Annotated in this window: 19 protein-coding genes; 8 read left to right on the plus strand and 11 right to left on the minus strand. The window is 64.1% G+C overall.

The genetic code is table 11. The features are described 5' to 3' along the window. Positions 1–9: 9 nt before the first annotated feature. The 3 genes from LB528_RS06795 to LB528_RS06805 form a co-directional block, all read right to left on the minus strand. Entirely contained in the window at positions 10–1659 is a 1650-nt protein-coding gene (locus LB528_RS06795) for a thiamine pyrophosphate-binding protein (protein ID WP_224714292.1), read from the minus strand. Beyond that, positions 1656–2831 carry a CaiB/BaiF CoA transferase family protein gene (locus tag LB528_RS06800; protein ID WP_224714293.1) on the minus strand — a complete coding sequence of 392 codons (1176 nt, stop codon included), beginning with the start codon at positions 2829–2831 and terminating at the stop codon, positions 1656–1658. The genes LB528_RS06795 and LB528_RS06800 overlap by 4 nt, the downstream gene beginning before the upstream one ends. Positions 2832–2912: 81 nt before the next feature. Next, on the minus strand, positions 2913–3845 hold the full coding sequence (locus tag LB528_RS06805) for an alpha/beta fold hydrolase (protein WP_224714294.1): 933 nt from the start codon (positions 3843–3845) through the stop codon (positions 2913–2915). 194 nt (positions 3846–4039) lie between these two features. Here LB528_RS06805 and LB528_RS06810 point away from each other — a divergent pair, with 194 nt between their 5' ends. Further along, positions 4040–5047: a ribonuclease T2 family protein gene (locus LB528_RS06810; RefSeq protein WP_224714295.1), complete on the plus strand. Its 1008-nt coding sequence runs from the start codon at positions 4040–4042 to the stop codon at positions 5045–5047. 28 nt (positions 5048–5075) lie between these two features. On the opposite strand, the gene LB528_RS06815 is transcribed toward LB528_RS06810, so the two are convergent. Then, the gene (locus LB528_RS06815) at positions 5076–6353 is read right to left on the minus strand and encodes a sensor domain-containing diguanylate cyclase (protein ID WP_224714296.1); all 1278 of its coding nucleotides are present in this window, start codon (positions 6351–6353) and stop codon (positions 5076–5078) included. Positions 6354–6619: 266 nt separating this feature from the next. Here LB528_RS06815 and ettA point away from each other — a divergent pair, with 266 nt between their 5' ends. The 3 genes from ettA (at position 6620) to LB528_RS06830 (ending at position 10315) form a co-directional block, all read left to right on the plus strand. Then, the gene (gene ettA, locus LB528_RS06820) at positions 6620–8269 is read left to right on the plus strand and encodes an energy-dependent translational throttle protein EttA (protein WP_224714297.1); all 1650 of its coding nucleotides are present in this window, start codon (positions 6620–6622) and stop codon (positions 8267–8269) included. A gap of 38 nt (positions 8270–8307) precedes the next feature. Continuing rightward, positions 8308–9075 (plus strand): trans-aconitate 2-methyltransferase, encoded by a 768-nt coding sequence (tam, locus tag LB528_RS06825; protein ID WP_224714298.1) that lies wholly within the window; start codon positions 8308–8310, stop codon positions 9073–9075. Positions 9076–9193: 118 nt separating this feature from the next. Next, positions 9194–10315, plus strand: coding sequence for a beta-ketoacyl-ACP synthase III (locus LB528_RS06830; RefSeq protein ID WP_224714299.1), 1122 nt, complete (start codon positions 9194–9196; stop codon positions 10313–10315). A gap of 9 nt (positions 10316–10324) precedes the next feature. Here LB528_RS06830 and LB528_RS06835 read toward each other — a convergent pair whose 3' ends face one another. Beyond that, positions 10325–10891 carry a methyltransferase family protein gene (locus LB528_RS06835; RefSeq protein ID WP_224516415.1) on the minus strand — a complete coding sequence of 189 codons (567 nt, stop codon included), beginning with the start codon at positions 10889–10891 and terminating at the stop codon, positions 10325–10327. A 181-nt stretch (positions 10892–11072) separates the two neighbouring features. Between LB528_RS06835 and LB528_RS06840 the strand changes: the two genes are divergently transcribed. Continuing rightward, a complete protein-coding gene (locus tag LB528_RS06840; RefSeq protein ID WP_224516416.1) occupies positions 11073–11699 on the plus strand; it encodes an MOSC domain-containing protein in 627 nt (208 codons plus the stop codon). Positions 11700–11871: 172 nt separating this feature from the next. Here the strand turns inward: LB528_RS06840 and LB528_RS06845 are convergent, their stop codons facing one another. The 3 genes from LB528_RS06845 to tsaA all read right to left on the minus strand — a co-directional run bounded on the left by LB528_RS06845 (position 11872) and on the right by tsaA (position 13674). Then, a complete protein-coding gene (locus tag LB528_RS06845) occupies positions 11872–12711 on the minus strand; it encodes an SDR family oxidoreductase (protein WP_224714300.1) in 840 nt (279 codons plus the stop codon). Positions 12712–12856: 145 nt separating this feature from the next. Beyond that, positions 12857–13171, minus strand: a complete 315-nt coding sequence (locus LB528_RS06850; protein WP_224714301.1) for a DUF2293 domain-containing protein — start codon at positions 13169–13171, stop codon at positions 12857–12859. Then, on the minus strand, positions 13168–13674 hold the full coding sequence (gene tsaA, locus LB528_RS06855) for a tRNA (N6-threonylcarbamoyladenosine(37)-N6)-methyltransferase TrmO (RefSeq protein WP_224714302.1): 507 nt from the start codon (positions 13672–13674) through the stop codon (positions 13168–13170). The genes LB528_RS06850 and tsaA overlap by 4 nt, the downstream gene beginning before the upstream one ends. 140 nt (positions 13675–13814) lie before the next feature. On the opposite strand from tsaA, the gene LB528_RS06860 reads away from it, so the two are divergent. Next, a complete protein-coding gene (locus LB528_RS06860) occupies positions 13815–14822 on the plus strand; it encodes an ArsR/SmtB family transcription factor (protein ID WP_224516420.1) in 1008 nt (335 codons plus the stop codon). Continuing rightward, positions 14822–15739 carry a methylenetetrahydrofolate reductase [NAD(P)H] gene (gene metF, locus LB528_RS06865; protein WP_224516421.1) on the plus strand — a complete coding sequence of 306 codons (918 nt, stop codon included), beginning with the start codon at positions 14822–14824 and terminating at the stop codon, positions 15737–15739. The genes LB528_RS06860 and metF overlap by 1 nt, the downstream gene beginning before the upstream one ends. 389 nt (positions 15740–16128) lie before the next feature. On the opposite strand, the gene LB528_RS06870 is transcribed toward metF, so the two are convergent. Next, a complete protein-coding gene (locus LB528_RS06870) occupies positions 16129–17049 on the minus strand; it encodes a DMT family transporter (RefSeq protein ID WP_224516422.1) in 921 nt (306 codons plus the stop codon). Between the two features lie 211 nt (positions 17050–17260). On the opposite strand from LB528_RS06870, the gene LB528_RS06875 reads away from it, so the two are divergent. Beyond that, positions 17261–18481 (plus strand): alanine racemase, encoded by a 1221-nt coding sequence (locus tag LB528_RS06875; protein ID WP_224516423.1) that lies wholly within the window; start codon positions 17261–17263, stop codon positions 18479–18481. Positions 18482–18626: 145 nt separating this feature from the next. Here LB528_RS06875 and LB528_RS06880 read toward each other — a convergent pair whose 3' ends face one another. Next, complete coding sequence (locus tag LB528_RS06880) at positions 18627–19805, minus strand: lytic murein transglycosylase (RefSeq protein ID WP_224516424.1); 1179 nt, start codon at positions 19803–19805, stop codon at positions 18627–18629. A gap of 183 nt (positions 19806–19988) precedes the next feature. After that, entirely contained in the window at positions 19989–20780 is a 792-nt protein-coding gene (locus tag LB528_RS06885; protein ID WP_224516425.1) for a GH25 family lysozyme, read from the minus strand. Positions 20781–20811 lie beyond the last annotated feature (31 nt).

Genomic DNA, 20811 nt, shown 5'->3' on the forward strand with positions numbered 1-20811 from the left:
CGTCGGCGCTCAGGCCTTGTTGCGGATCTGCGTCAGCGTGCGGGTCGGCGTGATCGCTTCGGGATCCAGCCTGATCTCGACGATCGCCGGCTTGCCGCAGGCGCGCGCGCGTTCGAAGGCCGGCCCGAAGTCGGCGGTTTTTTCCACCGTCTCGCCATGGCCGCCATAGGCGCGGGCCAGCGCCGCGAAGTCCGGGTTTTTAAGGTCGGTGGCGACGACGCGGCTCGGATATTCGCGCTCCTGATGCATGCGGATCGTGCCGTAAATGCCGTTGTTGACGACGATAACGACGATCGGCAGGTCATACTGGACAGCCGTCGCGAACTCCTGGCCGTTCATCAGGAAACAGCCGTCGCCGGCAAAGGCGACCACCGTGCGATCCGGGAACAGTGACTTGGCGGCGACCGCGGCCGGCGTGCCGTAGCCCATCGATCCGGAAGTCGGGGCCGCTTGCGTGCCGAAGCGGCGGTTGCGGTAGAAGCGATGCACCCAGGTGGCGTAGTTGCCGGCGCCATTGGTGAGGATGGCATCCTCCGGCAGAACCTTTCCGAGATAGTCCATGATCGGTCCCATCTGGACGGCGCCGGGGCCGGTCTGCGGCGGCGTCGACCATTCGAGATAGGCGGCGTGGGCCTTTTCCGCCTCGCCCGCCCAAGCGGTCTTGGCGGCGGGCCTGCGCTTGGCGAAAGCCTCGACGAAGGCGGCAGGCGAAGCGTTAATGGCCAGCGTCGGCCGGTAGACGCGACCGAGTTCGCCGGCATCCGCGTGGACATGCGCCAGCGCCTGGTCGGGGTACGGGCTTTTCAGCAGCGTGTAGTCGGAAGACGGCATCTCGCCCAGGCGGCCGCCGATCAAAAGCACGACGTCGGCCTGCTTGATCCGCTCCGCCACCTTGGGATTGATGCCGATGCCGACATCGCCGGCGTAATTCGCATGCAGATGATCGAACAGCATCTGGCGGCGGAAGGAGCAGCCGACCGGCAGTGCCCATGTCTCGGCGATCGTGCGCATATGCGCCACCGCTTCCTCGTTCCAGCGCGTGCCGCCGAGAATGACGAACGGCCGCTTGGCGTTGCTCAGCAACATCTCCAGTGCGTCGAGCTCGGCTTCGCCCGGGCGCGTCTCGACCGGCGTGTGCGGCAGCGCTTCCGGAGCCTCGACCTCGCTGGTCAGCATATCTTCCGGCAGCGAGATGACCACCGGGCCGGGACGGCCGGACGTCGCCACGGCGAAGGCGCGCGTGACGAATTCCGGGATGCGCGCGGCATCGTCGATCTCGACCACCCATTTGGCGATGTCGCCGAAGAAGCGCTTGTAGTCGACTTCCTGGAAGGCCTCGCGCTCCTTGGCGTGGCTGGCGACCTGGCCGATGAACAGGATCATCGGCACCGAATCCTGCATGGCGATGTGGACGCCGGCCGAGGCGTTGGTGGCGCCGGGGCCGCGGGTGACGAAGCAGATGCCGGGCTTGCCGGTCAGCCTTCCCTGGCAGTCGGCCATCATCGCAGCACCCCCTTCCTGGCGGCAGACGATGGTGCGGATCGACGAGTCATGCAGCGCGTCGAGCACTGCGAGATAGGATTCGCCCGGAACGCAGAAGATGCGGTCGGCGCCGTTCGCTTCGAGCGCATCGACGATCAGTTGTCCGCCGGTTTTCATTTTGCTGCTCTCTCCAGTTCGGCAAGGATTTCTTGAGTGTGCTCGCCTAGGCGCGGCGAGGGGCGCTCATAGACGAGCGGCGTGCCCGACATCACCATCGGCGCGCGCACCGAGGGCAGGCGGTTGCCATGGCCGTCGTCGAGGTCGAGCCGCATGCCGCGCGCGATCGTCTGCGGATCGTCGAACATCTGGCCGATGGTGTTGATCGGGCTTGCCGGGACGCCGGCCGCCTCGAGCTTCGCCAGCAGCGGATCGCGATCCCAAGTGCTCAGCGTCGCGATAATCAGTTCGCGGAGCTTAGCGCGATTGGCGACGCGGGCGGGATTGGTGGCAAAATTGGGATTGGCGGGCAGATCCGTCAGGCCGACTACGGCGCAGAACTTGCCGAACTGGCCGTCATTGCCGACCGCCAGGATGATGTGGCCGTCCCTCACCGGCAGCACCTCGTAAGGGGCAATGTTCATATGCGCGTTGCCCATCTGCACCGGCGACTTGCCGGAGACGAGATAGTTGAGGTTCTGGTTGCCGAGCGCCGAGATCTGGCTGTCGTAGAGCGCCATGTCGATATGCTGGCCTTCGCCGGTCTTTTCGGCATGGCGCAGTGCCGCCTGGATGGCGACCACCGAATAGAGGCCGGTGAACAGATCGGAGATGGCGACGCCGGCCTTCTGCGGCTCGCGGCCCGGCTCGCCGGTGATCGACATCATGCCGGCCATGGCCTGGATGATAAAATCATAGCCCGCGCGCGGCGCATAGGGACCGTCCTGGCCGAAGCCGGTGATCGAGCAATAGACGAGGCGCGGGTTAATCGCCTTCAGGCTCTCATAGTCGAGGCCGTATTTCTTGAGGCCGCCAAGCTTGAAGTTCTCGATCAGCACGTCGGCGGTGGCGACCAGCTTGCGCAGCGTCTCGGCGCCCTCAGGCTTGGAGAAATCGATGGCAATGGAGCGCTTGCCGCGGTTGCAGGAATGGTAATAGGCGGCCGAAAGGTTCTCACCATCATGGCTCATGACGAAGGGCGGACCCCATTTGCGGGTGTCGTCGCCGCCATCGGGGCTCTCGACCTTGATGACATCGGCGCCGAGATCGGCGAGCAACTGCCCGGCCCAGGGACCAGCCAGGATGCGGGCGATTTCGATAACGCGGATGCCTTTCAGCGGAGGTTCGGCCATGGATCACCGTGGTTAAACAAAGCGCAGCCTCTAGCAACCCGCACCGGCCGTGTCACGACCCATGCGATGGGCCACGCCAGGTCAGGATTTGAGCACGCTGTCGGCCCAGGCGGCAAAATCGTTCATGACGGCGTCGCGGTTGATCTCGTTCAGGCTTTCATGGCGGGTTTCCGGGTAAACCTTTGAAACCAGATTCGAAAAGCCCATTGCCCGCATCCGTCTGGCGAGGTGGTTGACCGCCTTGCCGTAATCCGATGCGGGGTCCTTCTCGCCGCCGACGAGATTGAAAGGAAGGTCGCGGCGGACGCCGGCGAAGCTGGAATCCTTGCCGGCGTGCTGCGCCATCTTGACCGCATCGCGCCACATCGAGATGGAGGCGTCCCAGCCGCAGAGTGGATCGGCGATGTATTTGTCGACCTCGGCAGAGTCGCGCGACAGCCAGTCGAATAAGGTCCGGTGGTCGGGCACCGCCTTGCCCCACGCCTGGAAAGTGAGCTTGGGCAGAAGGCGCGACGGCACGTCGGAGCCCAGCCGCATCCGTTCCCAGCCGAGGATGATCAGCGCCAATTGGCCGAGCAGGCCTTGCGAGAAATTACCGTTCCAGATCGCGGCGGCATGGACGCGTTCGGAATGGCGCAACACGAAGTTGAGCGCGACCGAGGCGCCCAGCGAATGTCCAAAAGCGATCACCGGCAAGCCCGGATGCTCGGCCGCGATCAGGTCGTGAACGGCATCGACATCGGCGATCACCTTGGCGATGCCGTCGCTATCCGCGAACTTGCCGAGCGGCGCGTCGGCCGCCTTCGTCGCGCCATGGCCGCGATGGTCGTGGGCGTAGAAATGGAAGCCGCGCCCGCTCAGGAAATCGGCAAAGCGGGCGTAGCGCGCCGCATGCTCGGCCAGGCCGTGATTGATCTGGACCACGGCACGTGGCTTCACCTCCGCGTGTTTCACATGGAGGTTGAGCTCGGCCCCGGTCGGTGAGGCCAGGCTGGTCTTTCTGTCGAATGGCATGTCTCGCTCCCTGGGCGACTGTTGGGCGAGGCTTTTGCCGGCGTCAAGTGGATGAGCGCACTTGCGAATCCGCCGATGGAGAGTGCTCAGCTGGGGATTGTTTTTTCGAGCGGCGAAAAAGATCGCAATTCTGACACGTCGGCTGTTCTAGTGTGACGAATCCAATACGGTTCAATGGTCGCCGGGAGAGCGGGATGCGGGTTTGGGCATTGTGGGGTTCGATGGTGCTGGCTCTGGCCGGTGCCGGCGCGGCGCATGCCGACGTGAAGATGAGCGGCACTTTCGTCGCCGACAGCGCCTGCCCGGCGACGCAGGCCATCAAGAGCGGCAAGAACCCCGGCAATATCTCGACGCAGGCCGGGCAGAGCTATGAGCTTCTTGCCGGCAACAAGGAAGAGCCCACCCACTACCTTATCCAGGTGCCGGGCGCCGATCCCGAGCGGCGCTGGGTGAAGATCAGTTGCGGCCATGTCAGCGGCGGCAGTGCTGCGACCACGCCGGCGCCTTCCGGTCAGACCAAGCCGTCGTCAGCCTCCGGAAAACCCGAATACGTCTTTGCGCTGAGCTGGCAGCCGGCTTTCTGCGAGACCAAGGCAAGCAAGCCCGAATGCAAGGCGCAGAGCCCCGGTGAGTTCGACGCTTCGCACTTCACGCTGCATGGGCTGTGGCCGCAGCCCAACGGCAATTTCTATTGCCAGGTGTCGGCAAGCGACAAAGCCAATGACAATCCGGCGCACTGGGGAGACCTGCCGCCGGTCGACCTCGACGCCAATACGCGCGCCGAGCTCGACCAGGTCATGCCGGGCACGGCCTCCAAACTGGAGCGGCACGAATGGATCAAGCACGGCACCTGCTACGGCAAGAGCCAGCAGCAGTATTTTTCAGACGCGCTCAATCTGATGCGGGCGGTGAACGGTTCGGCCGTGCGCGATCTCTTCAACAAGAACATCGGAAAGCAATTGACCTCGGACCAGATCCGCGGCGCGTTCAACGAGGCCTTCGGCGCAGGAGCGGGCGACCGGGTGCGCGTGTCCTGTCTGGTCGACCCGTCGAGTGGAAGGCGTATGATCGGCGAGATCACGCTCGGCCTGTCCGGTCCGATCGGCCCGGACAGCAAGCTCGCCGATCTCCTGATGGCGTCTGCGCCGACAGCCAAGGCCGGTTGCCCGAAGGGCACTGTCGACGCTATCGGTTTCCAATAGGCGAGAATTTGGGTCAGCCCGTTCTCTGTCAGGCTGATCTGGGGGCCGCCTGCAGGATGATAGCCTCGCTGCCAGGTTCGCCGACCACGCGGTCGCGGCCGCTCAATTTCGCCTTGTAGAGGCGCTGGTCGGCCAGCGCGAAAACGTCGGCAAGACAGCGCGTCGTCTCGCTGACGGTGGAGACGCCGGCGCTCACCGTGATGCTGAAACGGCCGGTATGCGCCGAGGTCTTGGCGGCGTTCCTGATAGTCTCGCCGAGCAGCCTGGCGGGCCCGTGCGACTGCTGCGTCAGCACGGCGAATTCCTCGCCGCCGATGCGGAACACCTGATCGTGGGCGCCGACCGTCTCGGCCAGCAGGGCAGCTATCGATTTCAGCACCTTGTCGCCCTCGGCATGACCGAAGCGGTCGTTGATCGACTTGAAGTGGTCGACGTCGACGACGAGCAGGCTGAGCGGCTTGCCGATCCTGATGGCGGTCGAGACTGCGGACTCGCCGTCGGCATCGAAACTGCCGCGATGCAGCAGGCCGGTGAGGCCGTCACGGCCGACATGTTTGATCAGCGCTTCGTAGCGCTCGCGATAGGTGAGGGCGTCGAAAATGTCGGAGAGGCCGCGCGGCACGGCGACATCGTGGTCTTCGACCCATTTCAGATACGCGACGAGCATGCCGCTATAGGCAAGCGCTGCGCCCATCTTGGCGAACCAGCCGCCGAAGAAGACCTCGACCGGCGCGCCGGCGACGAAATGCAGCGCGGTGAAGAAGCCGGCCTGGTCGAAGGTGAGCACGCAGGCGACCGATACGAGGATGCGTAGGAATGGCCTTGCGCGCAGATAGGCGCCGAGCTTCTCGTAGAGCAGGATGATCAGGATTGCGTCCACGAAGAGCAGCGTGGTGCCCCAGACCATCAGCCAGCCCATCTCGTCGATGAAGGCGATATCGGGAAGCTTGCCGCTTGGAAGCGGAGCGATCGCGTGCAGGCGCAGGACCAGTACCAGCCCGATCATCACTGCGTTGCCAAGCAGCAGGCCGTAGATCGGCTGGCGAACGGTCGCCGCATCCTCCTTCATGTAGAGCAGAAGCAGCATGACGAGCTTGCCGGAGAAGAGCACGGCGGAGCCTGGCGACACCAGCCCGAACGGCAGCGCGACGTAGAAGACGCTGGCAAGGTAGGTTTCGAGGAAATGCATGACGCCGAGCGCGCAGATGAACACGCCAAGCCCGATGCGGCGCCGGAAGCGGAAAAGCGTGACCATGGCACCGAAATAGAGAACCGCTTCGGCAAGGAGCAGGGCACCGTTCAGCACGTCGTCGATCCGATCCTTCCCCGAAACCGCAGCATGGCCGCGATTTCCCAACCTAGCATCGTTTTGAAGGCGAATGGTTAACCCCCGATTTCGCGCGATCGCGAGAGCGGCGAAAAAGCCCTGAGCGAATTTGGGCGCCGCAAACCGGCGAATCCGCGCCGATTGGCGCGTCTCGCGCCGAAAGCGATTGCCGTTCGGCGCTTCATCGCCTACATAGCGCCCAACCCCCATCCACCTTGACACTTCAGTTTCCAGGGAAAGCGCGCGTGGCTCGCCAGTTCATCTATCACATGTCCGGCCTGTCGAAGGCCTACGGCACCAAGAAGGTGCTCGATAACGTTCACCTGTCCTTCTATCCGGATGCCAAGATCGGCATTCTCGGCCCCAACGGCTCGGGCAAGTCGACGATCCTGCGCATCATGGCCGGGCTCGACAAGGAGTTCCAGGGCGAGGCGTGGCTGGCCGAGGGCGCCACCGTCGGCTACCTGGCGCAGGAGCCGCAGCTCGACAACACCAAGACCGTGCGTGAAAACGTCATGGACGGCGTCGCCAGGAAGACCGCCATCATCGAGCGCTACAACGAGCTGATGATGAACTATTCCGACGAGACGGCCGACGAGTCGGCCAAGCTCCAGGACGAGATGGACCGCCTCAATCTCTGGGATCTCGAACAGCAGGTCGAAATGGCGATGGACGCGCTGCAATGCCCGCCGCCTGACTCCGAAGTAACCAACCTGTCGGGCGGCGAGCGCCGCCGCGTGGCGCTGTGCAGGCTGTTGCTCGAGCAGCCCGACCTCTTGCTGCTCGACGAACCGACCAACCATCTCGACGCCGAGACCACGCAGTGGCTGGAAAAGCATCTGCGCGACTATCCTGGCTCGGTGCTGATCATCACCCACGACCGCTACTTCCTCGACAACGTCACCGGCTGGATCCTCGAGCTCGATCGCGGCCGCGGTATCCCTTACGAGGGCAACTACACCAAATATCTCGACGCCAAGGCCAAGCGCCTGATCCAGGAAGGCCGCGAGGACGACGCGCGCCAGAAGTCGATCTGGCGCGAGCGCGAGTGGATCCAGTCCTCGCCCAAGGCGCGCCAGACGAAGTCCAAGGCGCGTATCAAGGCCTATGAAGAACTGGTCGAGCAGTCGCAGAACCGCAAGCCGACCGACACCCAGATCGTCATCCCGTCGAGCGAGCGCCTCGGCAACCTCGTCATCGAGGTCGAAGGCCTCAGCAAGGGCTTCGGCGACGAGCTCCTGATCGAGGATCTGTCGTTCAAGCTGCCGCCGGGCGGCATTGTCGGCGTCATCGGCCCGAACGGCGCCGGCAAGACGACGCTGTTCAAGATGATCACGGGCCAGGAAACGCCGGATGCCGGCTCGATCCGCAAGGGCGAGACGGTGCGGCTCGGCTATGTCGACCAGAGTCGCGACGCGCTCGACCCGAACAAGACGGTATGGGAAGAGATCTCCGGCGGCGCCGAAGTCATCAAGCTCGGCAAGCACGAGGTCAACAGCCGCGCCTACTGCTCGTCCTTCAACTTCCGCGGCGGCGACCAGCAGCAGAAGGTCGGCAACCTCTCGGGCGGCCAGCGCAACCGCGTCCACCTGGCCAAGATGCTGAAGGGCGGCGGCAACGTGCTTTTGCTCGACGAACCGACCAACGACCTCGACACCGAAACGCTGGGCGCGCTAGAAGATGCGCTGGAAGCCTATGCCGGCTGCGCGGTCATCATCAGCCACGACCGCATGTTCCTCGACCGCATGGCCACCCACATGCTCGCCTTCGAGGGCGACGCGCATGTCGAGTGGTTCGAAGGCAATTTCGAGGAATATGAGAAGGACAAGCTGCGCCGCCTGGGCGCCGAAGCGGCGACCCCGCACCGCATGACCCACAAGCGGCTGACGCGATAAGATCAGTCCAAAGGGCGGCGAACAAAGCAGGTTCTCACATGGCTGACTGGTCCGCCGCCCAATATCTGAAGTTCGAGGATGAGCGCACGCGGCCGGCGCGGGATCTGGTTGCGCAGGTGCCGGTCGATTTTCCGCGTCGCGTGGTCGATGTCGGCTGCGGTCCCGGCAACTCGACCGAGCTTCTGGTCGAGCGCTGGCCGGATGCCCAGGTGAGCGGTTTCGACACCTCGCCGGACATGATCGAGAAGGCGCGGGCGCGGCTTCCGAATGTCGATTTCGAGCTGGCGGATGCCGCCGGATGGCAACCGCAGCATCCCGTCGACGTCATCTTCGCCAACGCCGCGTTCCAGTGGTTGCCGGACCATCCGGCGGTGTTCCAGCGGCTGACGGGATTGCTTGCGCCCGGCGGCGCCCTGGCCATCCAGATGCCCGACAATCTCGGCGAGCCCTCGCACCGACTGATGCGCGAAACCGCGGCGGAAGTGCCGTTCTCGGCGAAGCTCGAGGGCGCTGCGCGCGCGCCGCTGCCGCCGGTGTCCTTCTACTACGATCTTCTGTCGCCGCTCGTCGACCGGCTCGACATCTGGCACACCATCTACAACCATCCGCTGGCCGATGCCGAAGCAATCGTCGAATGGGTCAAGTCGACGGGGCTGAAGCCCTTCCTCGATCCGCTCGATGCGGATGAGAAGAAGCTGTTCCTCGACAGCTACACGGCGAAGATCGCCAAGGCCTATCCGAAGACGGCGAACGGCAAGGTGCTGCTGCGCTTCCCGCGCATCTTCATCGTCGCCAAGCGCGCTTGAGCATCCACCACCTGAATGCCAGCGGTGGTTGTCGAATTAAGCTGGAATAAACCGGGCAAATGCGACAAGTGTAGCGCCTCGCCTCGGCACAACTTGCCGCCTCTCGGACGGATTGGACATGCATCGCGTCATCATCAGCGGCATCGGCGCCGAAATCCCTGAGCCCGTCATCACCAATGAAGAGCTGGTCGCAAGCTTCAACAGCTGGGTCGACACCGAGAATGCGCGCCGCGCCGAGACCGGCGAGCCGCTCTTGCAGAAGTCGGACAGCGACTTCATCGTGCATGCCTCCGGCGTGAGAACCCGCCATGTGATCGAGCGCGAGGGCATCCTCGACCCGACCCGCATGTCGCCGCGCATTCCGGCGCGGCCGGACGACGCACTGTCGCTCGAGGCGGAGTTCGGCCTCGCTTCGGCCAGGAAGGCGCTTGCCCATGCCGGGGTCGACGGGTCGGAGATCGATCTGGTGATCTGCTCTGCCTCGCACCATCAGCGGCCCTATCCGGCCATCGCCATCGAGATGCAGGAGGCGCTAGGCACCAAGGGCGCCGGCTTCGATATGGGGCTTGGCTGCTCTTCCGCCGCGGCGGCGCTGCATGTCGCGGTCAACCTGGTGAGGGCAGGGGCGCACAAGCGCATCCTGGTGTCGACGCCGGAGATCATCACCGGCCACCTCAATTTCCGCGACCGGCAGACGCATTTCATCTTCGGCGACGCTTCGGTCGCCATGGTCGTCGAGGGTTTGGCGCAGGGCGAGAAGCGGCCGGAACGCTTCGAGGTGCTCGACACGCGCACCTGGACGCAGATGTCAAACAACATCCGCACCAATCTCGGCTACTACACGCGCACGGCGCAGGATGATCCCTACATGATCAACCTGGAGGGCAATCTCATCAAGCAGGTCGGCAACAAGGTGTTCAAGGAAGTCACCGTCGCCGGCCAGAAATTCATTGTCGAGTTCCTGGCCGAGCACGGGCTGACGCCGGAAGGCATTCGCCGCTTCTGGCTGCATCAGGCCAATGCGCGCATGAATGCGATGATCCTGAAACTGTCCTTCGGCCACGACGTCGACCATGACCGCGCGCCGATGGTGCTGGAGCGGCTCGGCAACACCGCCGGCGCCGGCGCGATCGTGGCGCTGTCGGAGAACCATGCCGATATGAAGGCTGGCGATTTCGGCCTGATCTGCGCCTTCGGCGCCGGCTATTCGATCGGCGGCGCGCTGCTGCGCATGCTTTGAGATGCGGCTTCAGGCCGGCGCGAAGGGCACCAGCATGGGCACGCGCCTGGCGTAGTCGTCATAGGCCGGGCCGAGCTCGCCGCGCAGGAAGCTTTCTTCCAGCCGCGCCTTGACGACGACGCCGACGAGCAGCAGGGCGGCGCCGGCAATGCCCCATACCGTGCCCTTGACTGCCATGGTCGCCAGGACGGACAGCAGCAGTCCCGAGTAGATCGGATGGCGGACTAGGCCATATGGGCCCGTATCGACCACGCGATGATCCGCCTTGGCGGTGACAGTGGCGGACCACAGCCGGCCGAGATGCAGGCGCGCCCACCAGGCGAAGGCGATGCCGATGGCGATTAGGGCGACGCAGATCCAGGCTTCGGTAAGCGTCGGCGTCCAAAGCCGCAGCCGGCCGCCATAGTCGTGCGCCGGCACGAACAGCAGCGCGGTGCCGGCCACCCAAAAGACGCGGTAGCGTGCCTCTGTCTTGAAGTCCGCGCGCTTCTGCGCCGGATCGGCCCAGGCAGCGGCAAGGATCCAGGACACCACCCAGAACAGCCAAAGCGCCGCGACAGCGTGTCCAACCTGCATGATCGAGCCTGCTCCCGACACAGCACGCATCGTTTATGTCGGCCGCACGGCGGTAATGCGACGAGTGTGCAGCGCGGGTGGCATTTTCTGGTAATAACCTCGTGATCGCCATCAAACGGTGTGATCGGATCATCAGCGCTTTCGACTGGACCGCATTCTCAGCGGCCTTTAGACCAGCGGCATGCAGGAAACGAACCTAGAACTTTTTCCAGCGGCCGAACCGACATTCGACATAGTGCCCGGCCGCAAGCTGACGGCAAAGGCGGCGGCGCTCTACGCCGCTCCGCACAACCATTTCGAGACGAGGGCGGTCGAAGAACTGCGGCTTGGCTTCGACGGGATCGCCGGCGACTTCCATGGCGGCACAACGCGGCGTTCGGGCGGGCGCGAGCCCTGGTATCCGCGCGGCACCGAGATGCGAAACGAGCGGCAATTGTCACTTGTCGCGGCGGCCGAGCTCGCCATCATCGCGCAACGCATGGGTCTCGAGGAGATCAAGCCGGAGTGGATCGGCGCCAATCTTGTGATCGAAGGCGTGCCGCATCTTTCGATGCTGCCGGCCGGTTCGCTGATGTTCTTCAACGGTGGCGTGACACTCAAGGTCGACGGCCAGAACAAGCCGTGCCGCGTTGCCGGACAGTCGATCGCCGAGCATGTCGGCGCCGCGGATCACAATGCCACCGCGCTGCTCTTCCCCAAGGAGGCGAAGCGACTGCGCGGCCTCGTCGCCTGGGTCGAAAAGCCGGGCGTCATTCGGGCTGGCGAAGAGATTTCCATCCGGGTCCCCGAGCAGTGGATTTATCGGTGAGGCATGCTGATATTCAGGTGAGGTCGGCCTGCGAAACGGCGATTTCCTGCGCTTCCGGTACTCACGTGCCCAAACGCACGCTCCGTTCCGGTTCTCGGAAACCACCGTTCTCGACTCGCCCTGACCTGAATCTCAACATGCCTCGGCCGGTCCAGGTCCGGCCAAGGCAGTGTCAGGCTTTGCGGTTCTTGTTGGCGCCCTGCGCCATCACCGAGACATGGTCCCACTTTTCCCAGGTGGCGATGCGGTTGGCATATTCCTGCCTGATCATCGGCAGGCCGCCATCGCCGAAGAAGACCCTGAGCGGCGGCTCGGCGGCATCGACGATCGCCAGCATCGCCGGTCCGGTCGCTTGCGGATCGCCGGCGACCGAGCGGCTGCGGCGCTCGGCCATCGCCGCGCGGACCGGCTCATAGGCCTCCAACGGCTTGGAGACCTTGGCCGACGGCCCGGCCCAGTCGGTGGAGAAGCCGCCCGGCTCGACAAGGGTGACGTGGATGCCGAAGCCGGCGACCTCCAGGCTGAGCGACTGGCTGAAGGCTTCCAGCGCCCATTTCGAGGCGTGATAAAGGCCGAGCGAGCCAAAGGCGTTGACGCCGCCGATCGAGGAGATCTGGATGATGTGGCCGGAGCGTTGCGCCCTCATAATGGGCAGCGCGGCCTGGGTCACCCAAAGTGCGCCGAAGATGTTGGTCTCGATCTGGTCGCGTGCTTCCTGCTCGCTGACCTCCTCGATGGCGCCGAAATGGCCGTAGCCGGCATTGTTGATGACGACATCGAGCCGGCCGAAGCGCTTCTGCGCTTCGGCGATCGCGGCGTCGACCGCCTGCTTGTCGGTGACGTCGAGCTGCATGGCAGCGACCTTGTCGCCATATTTCTCGACGAGATCGGCAAGCGTGCCGGCATCGCGCGCGGTTGCGGCGACGCGATCGCCGCGGGCGAGCGCGGCCTCGGCCCAGACGCGGCCAAAGCCCTTCGACGATCCGGTGATGAACCAAACCTTGTCAGTCATGATCTGCTGTCCTTGCCCAGAGGGCGATGAATTCGGAGGGATAAACGGAGGAATCTCCGCTTATCCCATGTACGGCGCCGCCGCCGTTTTTCCAGAGGCGGCATCCGATTTAATTTGGTGGGATGCGCATAGAGGGCGAAGGCGCCTATTCGTCCTCGTCGTCTTCCTGAAGCAGGCGTGTAGCGCGCCAACGGGTGAGCACCTCATTGGTCCGGCCGATTACGAAGAAGCGCGCCGAATCCCGGTCATAGCCCTCGGCGAGCAATTTCTCGTAATCGGTGTGGACATGGCGGACATGGGCGATGGTGGCCAGCCATACCGCGATCGTCGGCGGCAAGCTCTTCATATGCACCGACCCGGCGTCGGCGCGGATCTCTTCCACGTCGGCGTAGGGCGCGAGCGGCAACAGCGCGGTCAGCGCCTTGGCGATGGCGCGGCGGCGGCCGGTGGGTGCGTTCATTTCTCGTCCCGCCCGGCAATCGTCGCTTCCGGGAAGGCATCCGTGGAAGCGTAATAAGGCTTGATGTCGATGACCGGTGTCCCGTCGAGCACATCGATGGCGTCGATCCCGATCCGGCCGGCCTCGATGTGGAGTGCGACGAGTTTCGCCACATGCAGGCCGACAGGGTTCGGCCGGGCAGGGGAACGCAGCGAGAAAACGCCTTTCGGTTCAGCCGCATGGCGCGGTTTCTGCACAATCAGATTCCGCGGCGCGTGGTGGAGCCAGGACAGGATGACGACGTGGCTGGCGCGTTCCAGGCTTTGCAGCCCCGGGCGATAGGGCTCGTCGATCACGACCGTCGCGGCTCGCCCCAATTCCCGAGCGGCGCGCATGTTCTTGGGGCAATTCTCGCGACTGGCCCAGGGCGAGACGATGCGGCCGAGGAAGACGAGATAGCCGTCCGGCCGCAACCCCGCCGGATCGGCTGCAAGAAGCGTCTCACCTTCGCGCGTTTCAAACATCTTCTTCACCCCACACAAGAACCGTCTGCCACGCGCGGATCACGGCTGCGCCATTTTCTTGTCCGGAAGCGACATAGCGCTTGCCAGGATATCAAAACCGACATAAACATATCTTTATATCTTTCAACGAGAGCCCGCTCATGCATGTCTCGCTCGACACAATGGTAGATACATTGAAGGCGGCGGCCGAATCCAGCCGGCTGCGCATCCTGGTGCTGCTGGCGCGCGGGGATCTCACCGTATCCGACCTCACCGAGATCCTTGGCCAGTCGCAGCCGCGCGTCTCGCGTCATCTGAAGCTGCTGCTCGATGCCGGGCTGATCGGCCGCTATCAGGAAGGGTCCTGGGCTTTTTTCAGGCTGACCGACATCGATAATTCGCGCGATTTCGTCCAGCGTCTGGTGTCGGGCATAAGCGAGGCCGATCCGCAGGTGGTGCGCGATCTCGAGCGGCTGGCGGCGGTGAAGCGCAAGCGGCAGGACCGGGCCGCTGAATATTTCTCCGAGAATGCCGCGAGCTGGGATCACATCCGCTCCCTGCATGTGCCGGACCGCGCGGTGGAGGCGGCACTCATCAGGCTCGTCGGCAAGCGGCCGTTCCAGTCGATGCTCGACCTCGGCACCGGCACGGGCAGGCTGCTCGAAATCTTCGCGCCGCTCTACCGGCGCGGCGTCGGCATCGACATGTCGCGCGAGATGCTGACCGTGGCGCGCGCCAATCTCGACAAGGCCGGCATCGCCAATGCGCAGGTTCGCCAGGGAGATATTTTCTCGCCGCCGGTCGAGCGCAACGCCTTCGATCTCGTCACCATTCACCAGGTGCTGCACTATCTCGACGATCCCGCCCGCGCCATCGCCGAAGCGGCACGGCTGCTCAGGCCATCGGGCCGGCTGATCGTCGTCGACTTCGCGCCGCATAATCTCGAATTCCTGCGCGACCAGCACGCGCACATGCGGCTGGGCTTCTCCGACCGGCAGATGTCCGACTGGTTCGAGGAGGCCGGCCTCGATCTCGAGGACAGCCAGGAATTCGAGCCGCGCGGCGGCAACGAGGCAGGGCTTACGGTGAAGCTCTGGCTCGGCCGCGACCGTCGCCTTTTGATCGCCGATCCGTCCAACGATTCCTTGCCAGTAAGGGAAACAGCCTGATGAACCAGTTCCGCTTTTCCCGCCGCCCCGACATCGGCGACAAGGTCAGGGTCTCGTTCGAATTTTTCCCGCCGAAGACCGACGAGATGGAAGTAAGGCTGTGGGACACGGTCACAAGGCTGGAGCCGCTGAAGCCGAAATTCGTCTCGGTGACCTATGGCGCCGGCGGCTCGACCCGTGAGCGCACGGCGCGCACGGTCAAGCGCATCTTGAACGAGACATCGCTGACGCCTGCGGCGCACATGACTTGCGTCGATGCGGCGCGCGATCAGGTCGACACGGTCATCCGCGAATTCGCGGATATGGGCGTTAAGCGCTTCGTGGCGCTGCGCGGCGATCCGGCGGCAGGTGTCGGCACAAGCTATCGTCCGCATCCCGACGGCTATGCCAATGGCGCCGAACTGGTGGGCGCGCTGAAGAACGCGGGCGATTTCGACATCTCGGTCTCCGCCTATCCGGAAAAGCATCCGGAAAGCCCGGATTTTGCCACCGACATCGATATGCTGAAGCGCAAGGCCGACAATGGCGCGACGCGGGCGATCACCCAATTCTTCTTCGATAACGACCTCTACGAGCGCTATGTCGAGCGGGCGCGGCGCGCCGGCATCTATATCCCGATCGTGCCGGGCATCCTGCCGGTGCATAATTTCACGCAGGTCGCCAATTTCTCGTCTCGCTGCGGCGCCCTGGTTCCGGCATGGCTGGCCGAGCGCTTCGAAGGACTGGAGAACGACCCCCAGACGCATGCGCTGGTGGCCTCGGCCGTGGCGGCCGAGCAGGTGCTCGACCTTGTCGAGCGCGGCGTCGGCGACTTCCATTTCTACACGATGAACCGCGCCGACCTCGTCTTTGCCGTCTGCCACATGATCGGCATCCGCTCGCATGAGGCGGAGGCAGCCGGATCCGCCGCGGCTTGAGCCAAAGCTGTAACGGGAAGTCAGGGTTTCCACGGAAAAGGCCGGGTAGAACCCGGCCTTTTCGAACTGTTGGACTATTTCGGTGCTTAGTCTTCCCGGCTTTGGCGGGTCAGGGAAGAACACCTATGATAAGGGCACCGATGAATGCAAATGCGGCACAAATCATCAAAGCGTTGATCGGCCTCGCCAGTCCCATGCCATAGCCTCCTCTTCAGAGCTATGGCCGGAATCTAGAGTCATTTGGGTCACAGGCAAGCGGAAAACGTGCTGCAATGCGACATGGTTGTGGAATTTGCGACCTGGAATTTGCCATTAGCCGTTGAAACTCTTTGGCAAAAGCCGGCTTCACGGTTGTGAATAAATTGTGGCGCCGCTGTGACATGACACCGCTACCATTTGCCGAACAATCGTCCATCGATGGTGATCAGACCGAGTCCGATCAGAGTCATGCCGCCGATCTCGAACAGCGCCAGCCGCTCGCCGAGGAAGAGGAAGCCGAGCAGCACCGCGCTGACCGGCACGATCAAGGTGACCAGCGAGGCATTGGTGGCGCCGGCCGAGGCGACGAGGTTGAAATAGAGGATATAGGCGAAGGCGGTGGACAGCAGCGCCAGCCCCAGCACCGCGGCCCAGACCGGTGGCGAGGCCGAAAACAAGCCCGTCGGCCCATAGGCAATGAGCACGATGGGGATCATGATGATGCTCGATGCCGTCAGTTGCCCGGTGGCGATGACCGGCGACGGCACGCCCTTGAAGCGGCGCGCGATCATCAGGGCGATTGCGTAGGACACTGAGGCGCCGATCAGCGCGAACTTGGCCCAGACAGGGCCGCCGAGGCCGGCAATAAGGCCCGGGCCGATCATTACCGCCGTTCCCGCAACACCGAGCCCGATGCCGGCCAGCTTGTTCCAGGACAGCTTTTCGTCGGTCGTTAGCGCGTTGGCCAGGACAAGCGTCCAGAACGGCGTCGTGGCGTTGAGCACCGAGGCGACGCCGGCACCGAGCTGCGTCTGCCCGGCGAAGATCAGCGAGAAGGGCACGACGTTGTTGGTGAGCGCCAGCAGGAAGAACAGGCCGGCATGCGGGAAGGCGAGCCGGAACGAGGGGCCGCGGACCGCCAGATAGAGCTGGAGTGCGATCGCGGCGATGGCGACGCGAAACAGCACCAGCGCCAGCGGGTGGATTTCGGAAACGGCAATGCGGGCAAAGAAGAACGAGCCGCCCCAGATCGCGCCGAGCAAGAGAAGCTGCGCCCAATCCTTGAGCGTCATCGGTCCGCGCGTCGGCGCGGCGGCGGCCGTAATGGACATGTCCTGTTCCTCCCCGGGCCGATTTCAATTTCAGCCGTTACACCTCACCAACCGATATCGCGTCCGCAGGCAAGGGCCACCCGAAACCTGACTGGTGGTTTAGCGTCGCCAAAATGTGCAATAGGCCGCTCCGGGTCGCCAGACACAGAACTGTTTTCTTTGGCGGTTAGCTAGGATTAATTGTGCGCGCTCCAGACCTGAGGATTCGTCGATGCAGCGATTCGGAAATGCCCGTGATGCGGCACTGGCGCTTCGTCCCGACGATCCGGTCTATTGTTTTCGCCCGCAGGTGCTGAAGGAGGATGCCCTGCAGTTCATGGGCATGTTTCCCGGCAAGACCGCTTATGCGGTCAAGACCAATGGCGAGCAGATCGTGCTGAAGACGCTGGTCGAGGCCGGCGTCGGCACATTCGACGTCGCGTCACCCGGCGAGTTCGCCGCCGTGCGCGCGGTCTCGGCGGATGCCGAGATGCTCTACATGCATCCGGTCAAGGCGCAGTCGGACATCAAGCTGGCCCTGGAGAAATACGGCATCCGGGTGATCTCGCTCGACCATGAGGACGAGATCACCAAGCTGACGCGGGTGGTGCGGGCGCTCGATATCGACCCGGGCGCCATCACCGTCTTCGTCCGGATTCAGACCAAGGGCCATGCGGCTTACGAATTGTCGAAGAAATTCGGCGCCGGGCCGGCCAATGCGGTCGAGCTTGCCGAGCGGCTGAACCGCACCGGCTACAAGGTAGGGCTCTGCTTCCACGTCGGCAGCCAGATCGAGGATCCCGACACCTATGAGAGGGCGCTGGCCTCGGCCGACTGGGTGCGCAACCGTCTGACCTTCGACATTGCCGGGCTGGATGTCGGCGGCGGCTTTCCCGCCGAATATGGCCACGACCCCAACCGCAGGCAGGTCGAGATGCCTTCGCTCGGCCAGCTTATGTCGCGGCTGGCCGGCGACCTGAAAGAATATCAGTTCGACCAGATGCCGCTGGTGGCCGAGCCCGGCCGGGTGATCGTGGCGCGGTGCCTGTCGCTGATCGTGCGGGTGCTGTTGCGCAAGGGCAAGCGGCTCTACATCAATGACGGCATCTGGGCGTCGCTGTCGGATTCATGGACCGGCAAGATCACGCTGCCGGCACGCTTCATCCCCGATCCCGCGATCCGCACGCGCAACGGCGACGAGAAGACCATCGTGCCGTTCAAGGTCTGCGGCGCGACCTGCGATTCCGTCGATATCCTGTCCAGACCGTTCTGGCTGCCGGAAACGGTCGACACCGGCGACTGGATCGAGATCGGCCATATCGGCGCCTACTCGCTGTCGCTGAGGACCCGCTTCAACGGCTTCTTTCCCGACACATTCGTCGAGGTGACGACGCCCTTCGACGAAGGCGACGCGCCGCAAGGGTTGGCCAGCCTGGAGACGATGGCGGATTGAGCTCCCCTTCTCCCCTTGTGGGTGTCGCCGAAGACGACCGATGAGGGGTGCTCCAGGGAAAGCCAACGTCTCACTCCGCTGGAACATCCGTCTCGGCGCTTGCGCGCCGATCCACCTTCCCCCGCAAGGGGAGAAGGGAAGGGCGCTACAGCTTCGCCAAAAGCTCCGGCGTCGGCCAGCCATCGACCGGCAACCCGAGCCGCGTCTGCTCCTTGCGGACCGCTTCGCGCGTGTTGGTGCCGAGGATGCCGTCGACCGTGCCGACGTCGTAGCCCTTGGCTTCGAGCTTGGTCTGCAAGGCCTTCATCTGGTCGCCGCTCAGGCCTTGCTCGGGCGTGCGCGGATCGAATTGCGGCGCGCCGGCAAGGCGGGTCGCAAGCACGGCCGCCGTCAGCGCGTAGGTGAAGGACTGATTCCATTCCAGATAGACGTCGAAATTGTCGTAGGTCAGGAAGGCGGGACCCTTGCGACCCATCGGCAGCGCCAGACCAGCCCTGAGACCATTGTCGATAAGCGGGTTGCCGTTGGGTTCGGTGACACCCCATTGCGCCCATTGCGACAGCGGCAGCTTGTTGGTGCGGCCGGTCTGGTCCCATGGCATCTCGTCGGGAACGCGCACTTCCTGGACCCAGGGCTGATCGCGCTTCCAGCCGCGCGACATGATCTTATTGGCCGTGGTCATGATGACGTCCGGCACGCTGTTCCTGAGGTCGACCTTGCCGTCGCCGTCGCCGTCCAGGCCCTTGGCAAGATAGTCGGTCGGCAGGATCTGCGTCTGGCCGATCTCGCCGGCCCAGGCGCCTTTGACGTCGGCCGGCAGCACGCCGCGGTCGATCAAGATGAGCAGCGGCACCAATTGCTGCCGGAAGAGCTGAGGGCGGCGGCAATCATGCGAAAGCGTCACCAGCGCATTCAGCGTATGGAAGTCGCCCTGGACGGCGCCGAAGTCGGTCTCCAGGCCCCAAAAAGCAGCGATGATGGCCGGCTGAACGCCGAACTCCTTGTCGGCGCGGGCGAAAACATCGGCATATTTCTTTAGATTGGCCGCGCCCTGCTTCAGGCGGTAGGCCGAGATCATGCGATTGGCGAATTCGGTGAAGGTCTGGGTGAACACGCCCTGGGCACGGTCCCGCGCCAGCGCCCGCTGGTCGATGGTGGCGTCCTCCAGCGCGTCGAGCCCGACGGCGCCGACGCCGGCCGCCTTGGCTTCGGCCGCGACGCCCTGCTTCCAGGCCTCGAAATCGCCGCCGCATTCCTGTGCCGCGGCAGGCAGCGCAAACACGCCGACAAAGAGCGCCGCCAGGATTTCAACGCGCAATCGCATCGCTTTCCTTTCGAGACCGGCGCATGACACCATCGCGATCCGGACCGGGATCGGAAAGGCGCATGCGAGGATTTCAAAGTTCGGGAGCCGCGCCAGGCACTCGCACGAGTGCGCCGCTCCGGATTACCAGCGGTTGCATGTTTCGCCGCCCGCCGTGTCGAAAAGCAGGCGGGACGGCCGATGTCAACGGGTGTTCTGCCGCAGCCACTTCTTCCAGGCGGCTTCCGAGCCGTTGAAGACGTTGATGTCGGACTTGCCGATCATGCCGGGCACGATGCCGGTGCCGGTGTACTGCCAGAAGGTGAAGGGGTGGCTGCCGTATTTCTCGCGCGGATGGCCGGCGACCGAGCGCAGCCAATAGGGATAGCCGCGGAAGGTCGCCAATTGGTTGTCGTCGAAGAAATCGACCGAGGTGTAGATGATCGGCTTCTTGCCGTAGTAGCGCTCGACCATTTGGAGGAAGACGGTCATTTCGCTGCGCACGGTGGCCGGATCGGGGCGCAGCCTGCAGGTCGGCGATTTCGGGTTCCATTCCATGTCGAGCACCGGCGGCAGCGCCGACGGGTCTCGCGGGACATTGGCGATGAACCAGCGCGCCTGGGTTTCCGCCGGGGTGCAGAAATAGAAGAAATGATAGGCGGCGCGCGGAACTCCGGCCGCTCTTGTGCGCGCCCAGTGCTCGTTGAAATAGTCGTCGAAACGATCGCCGCCCTCGGTCGCCTTGATGAAGGCGAAGGAGATGCCGCTGGCCTTGGCGGTCGGCCAGTCGACCGAGGTCTGGTATTTGGAAACATCGGTGCCGTGGATGGCGTATGTCCACGGCGCGCCGCTGTCCCACTCATGCGGATTGGAGTCCTCGAATTTGGGTGCGCGCACGGCAACGGTCTGCGACGACGGCGACAATGGTGAGAGGTCCTCCACGGTCGAGCAGGCGCCCAGCAGCGTAAGCATCAGGATGGCCGCAAAACGGCGCATGATATCCCCCGAGCCGGGTTCAGCCGGCCGC

Source organism: Mesorhizobium sp. CA4, assembly GCF_020165075.1.
Taxonomy (GTDB): domain Bacteria; phylum Pseudomonadota; class Alphaproteobacteria; order Rhizobiales; family Rhizobiaceae; genus Mesorhizobium.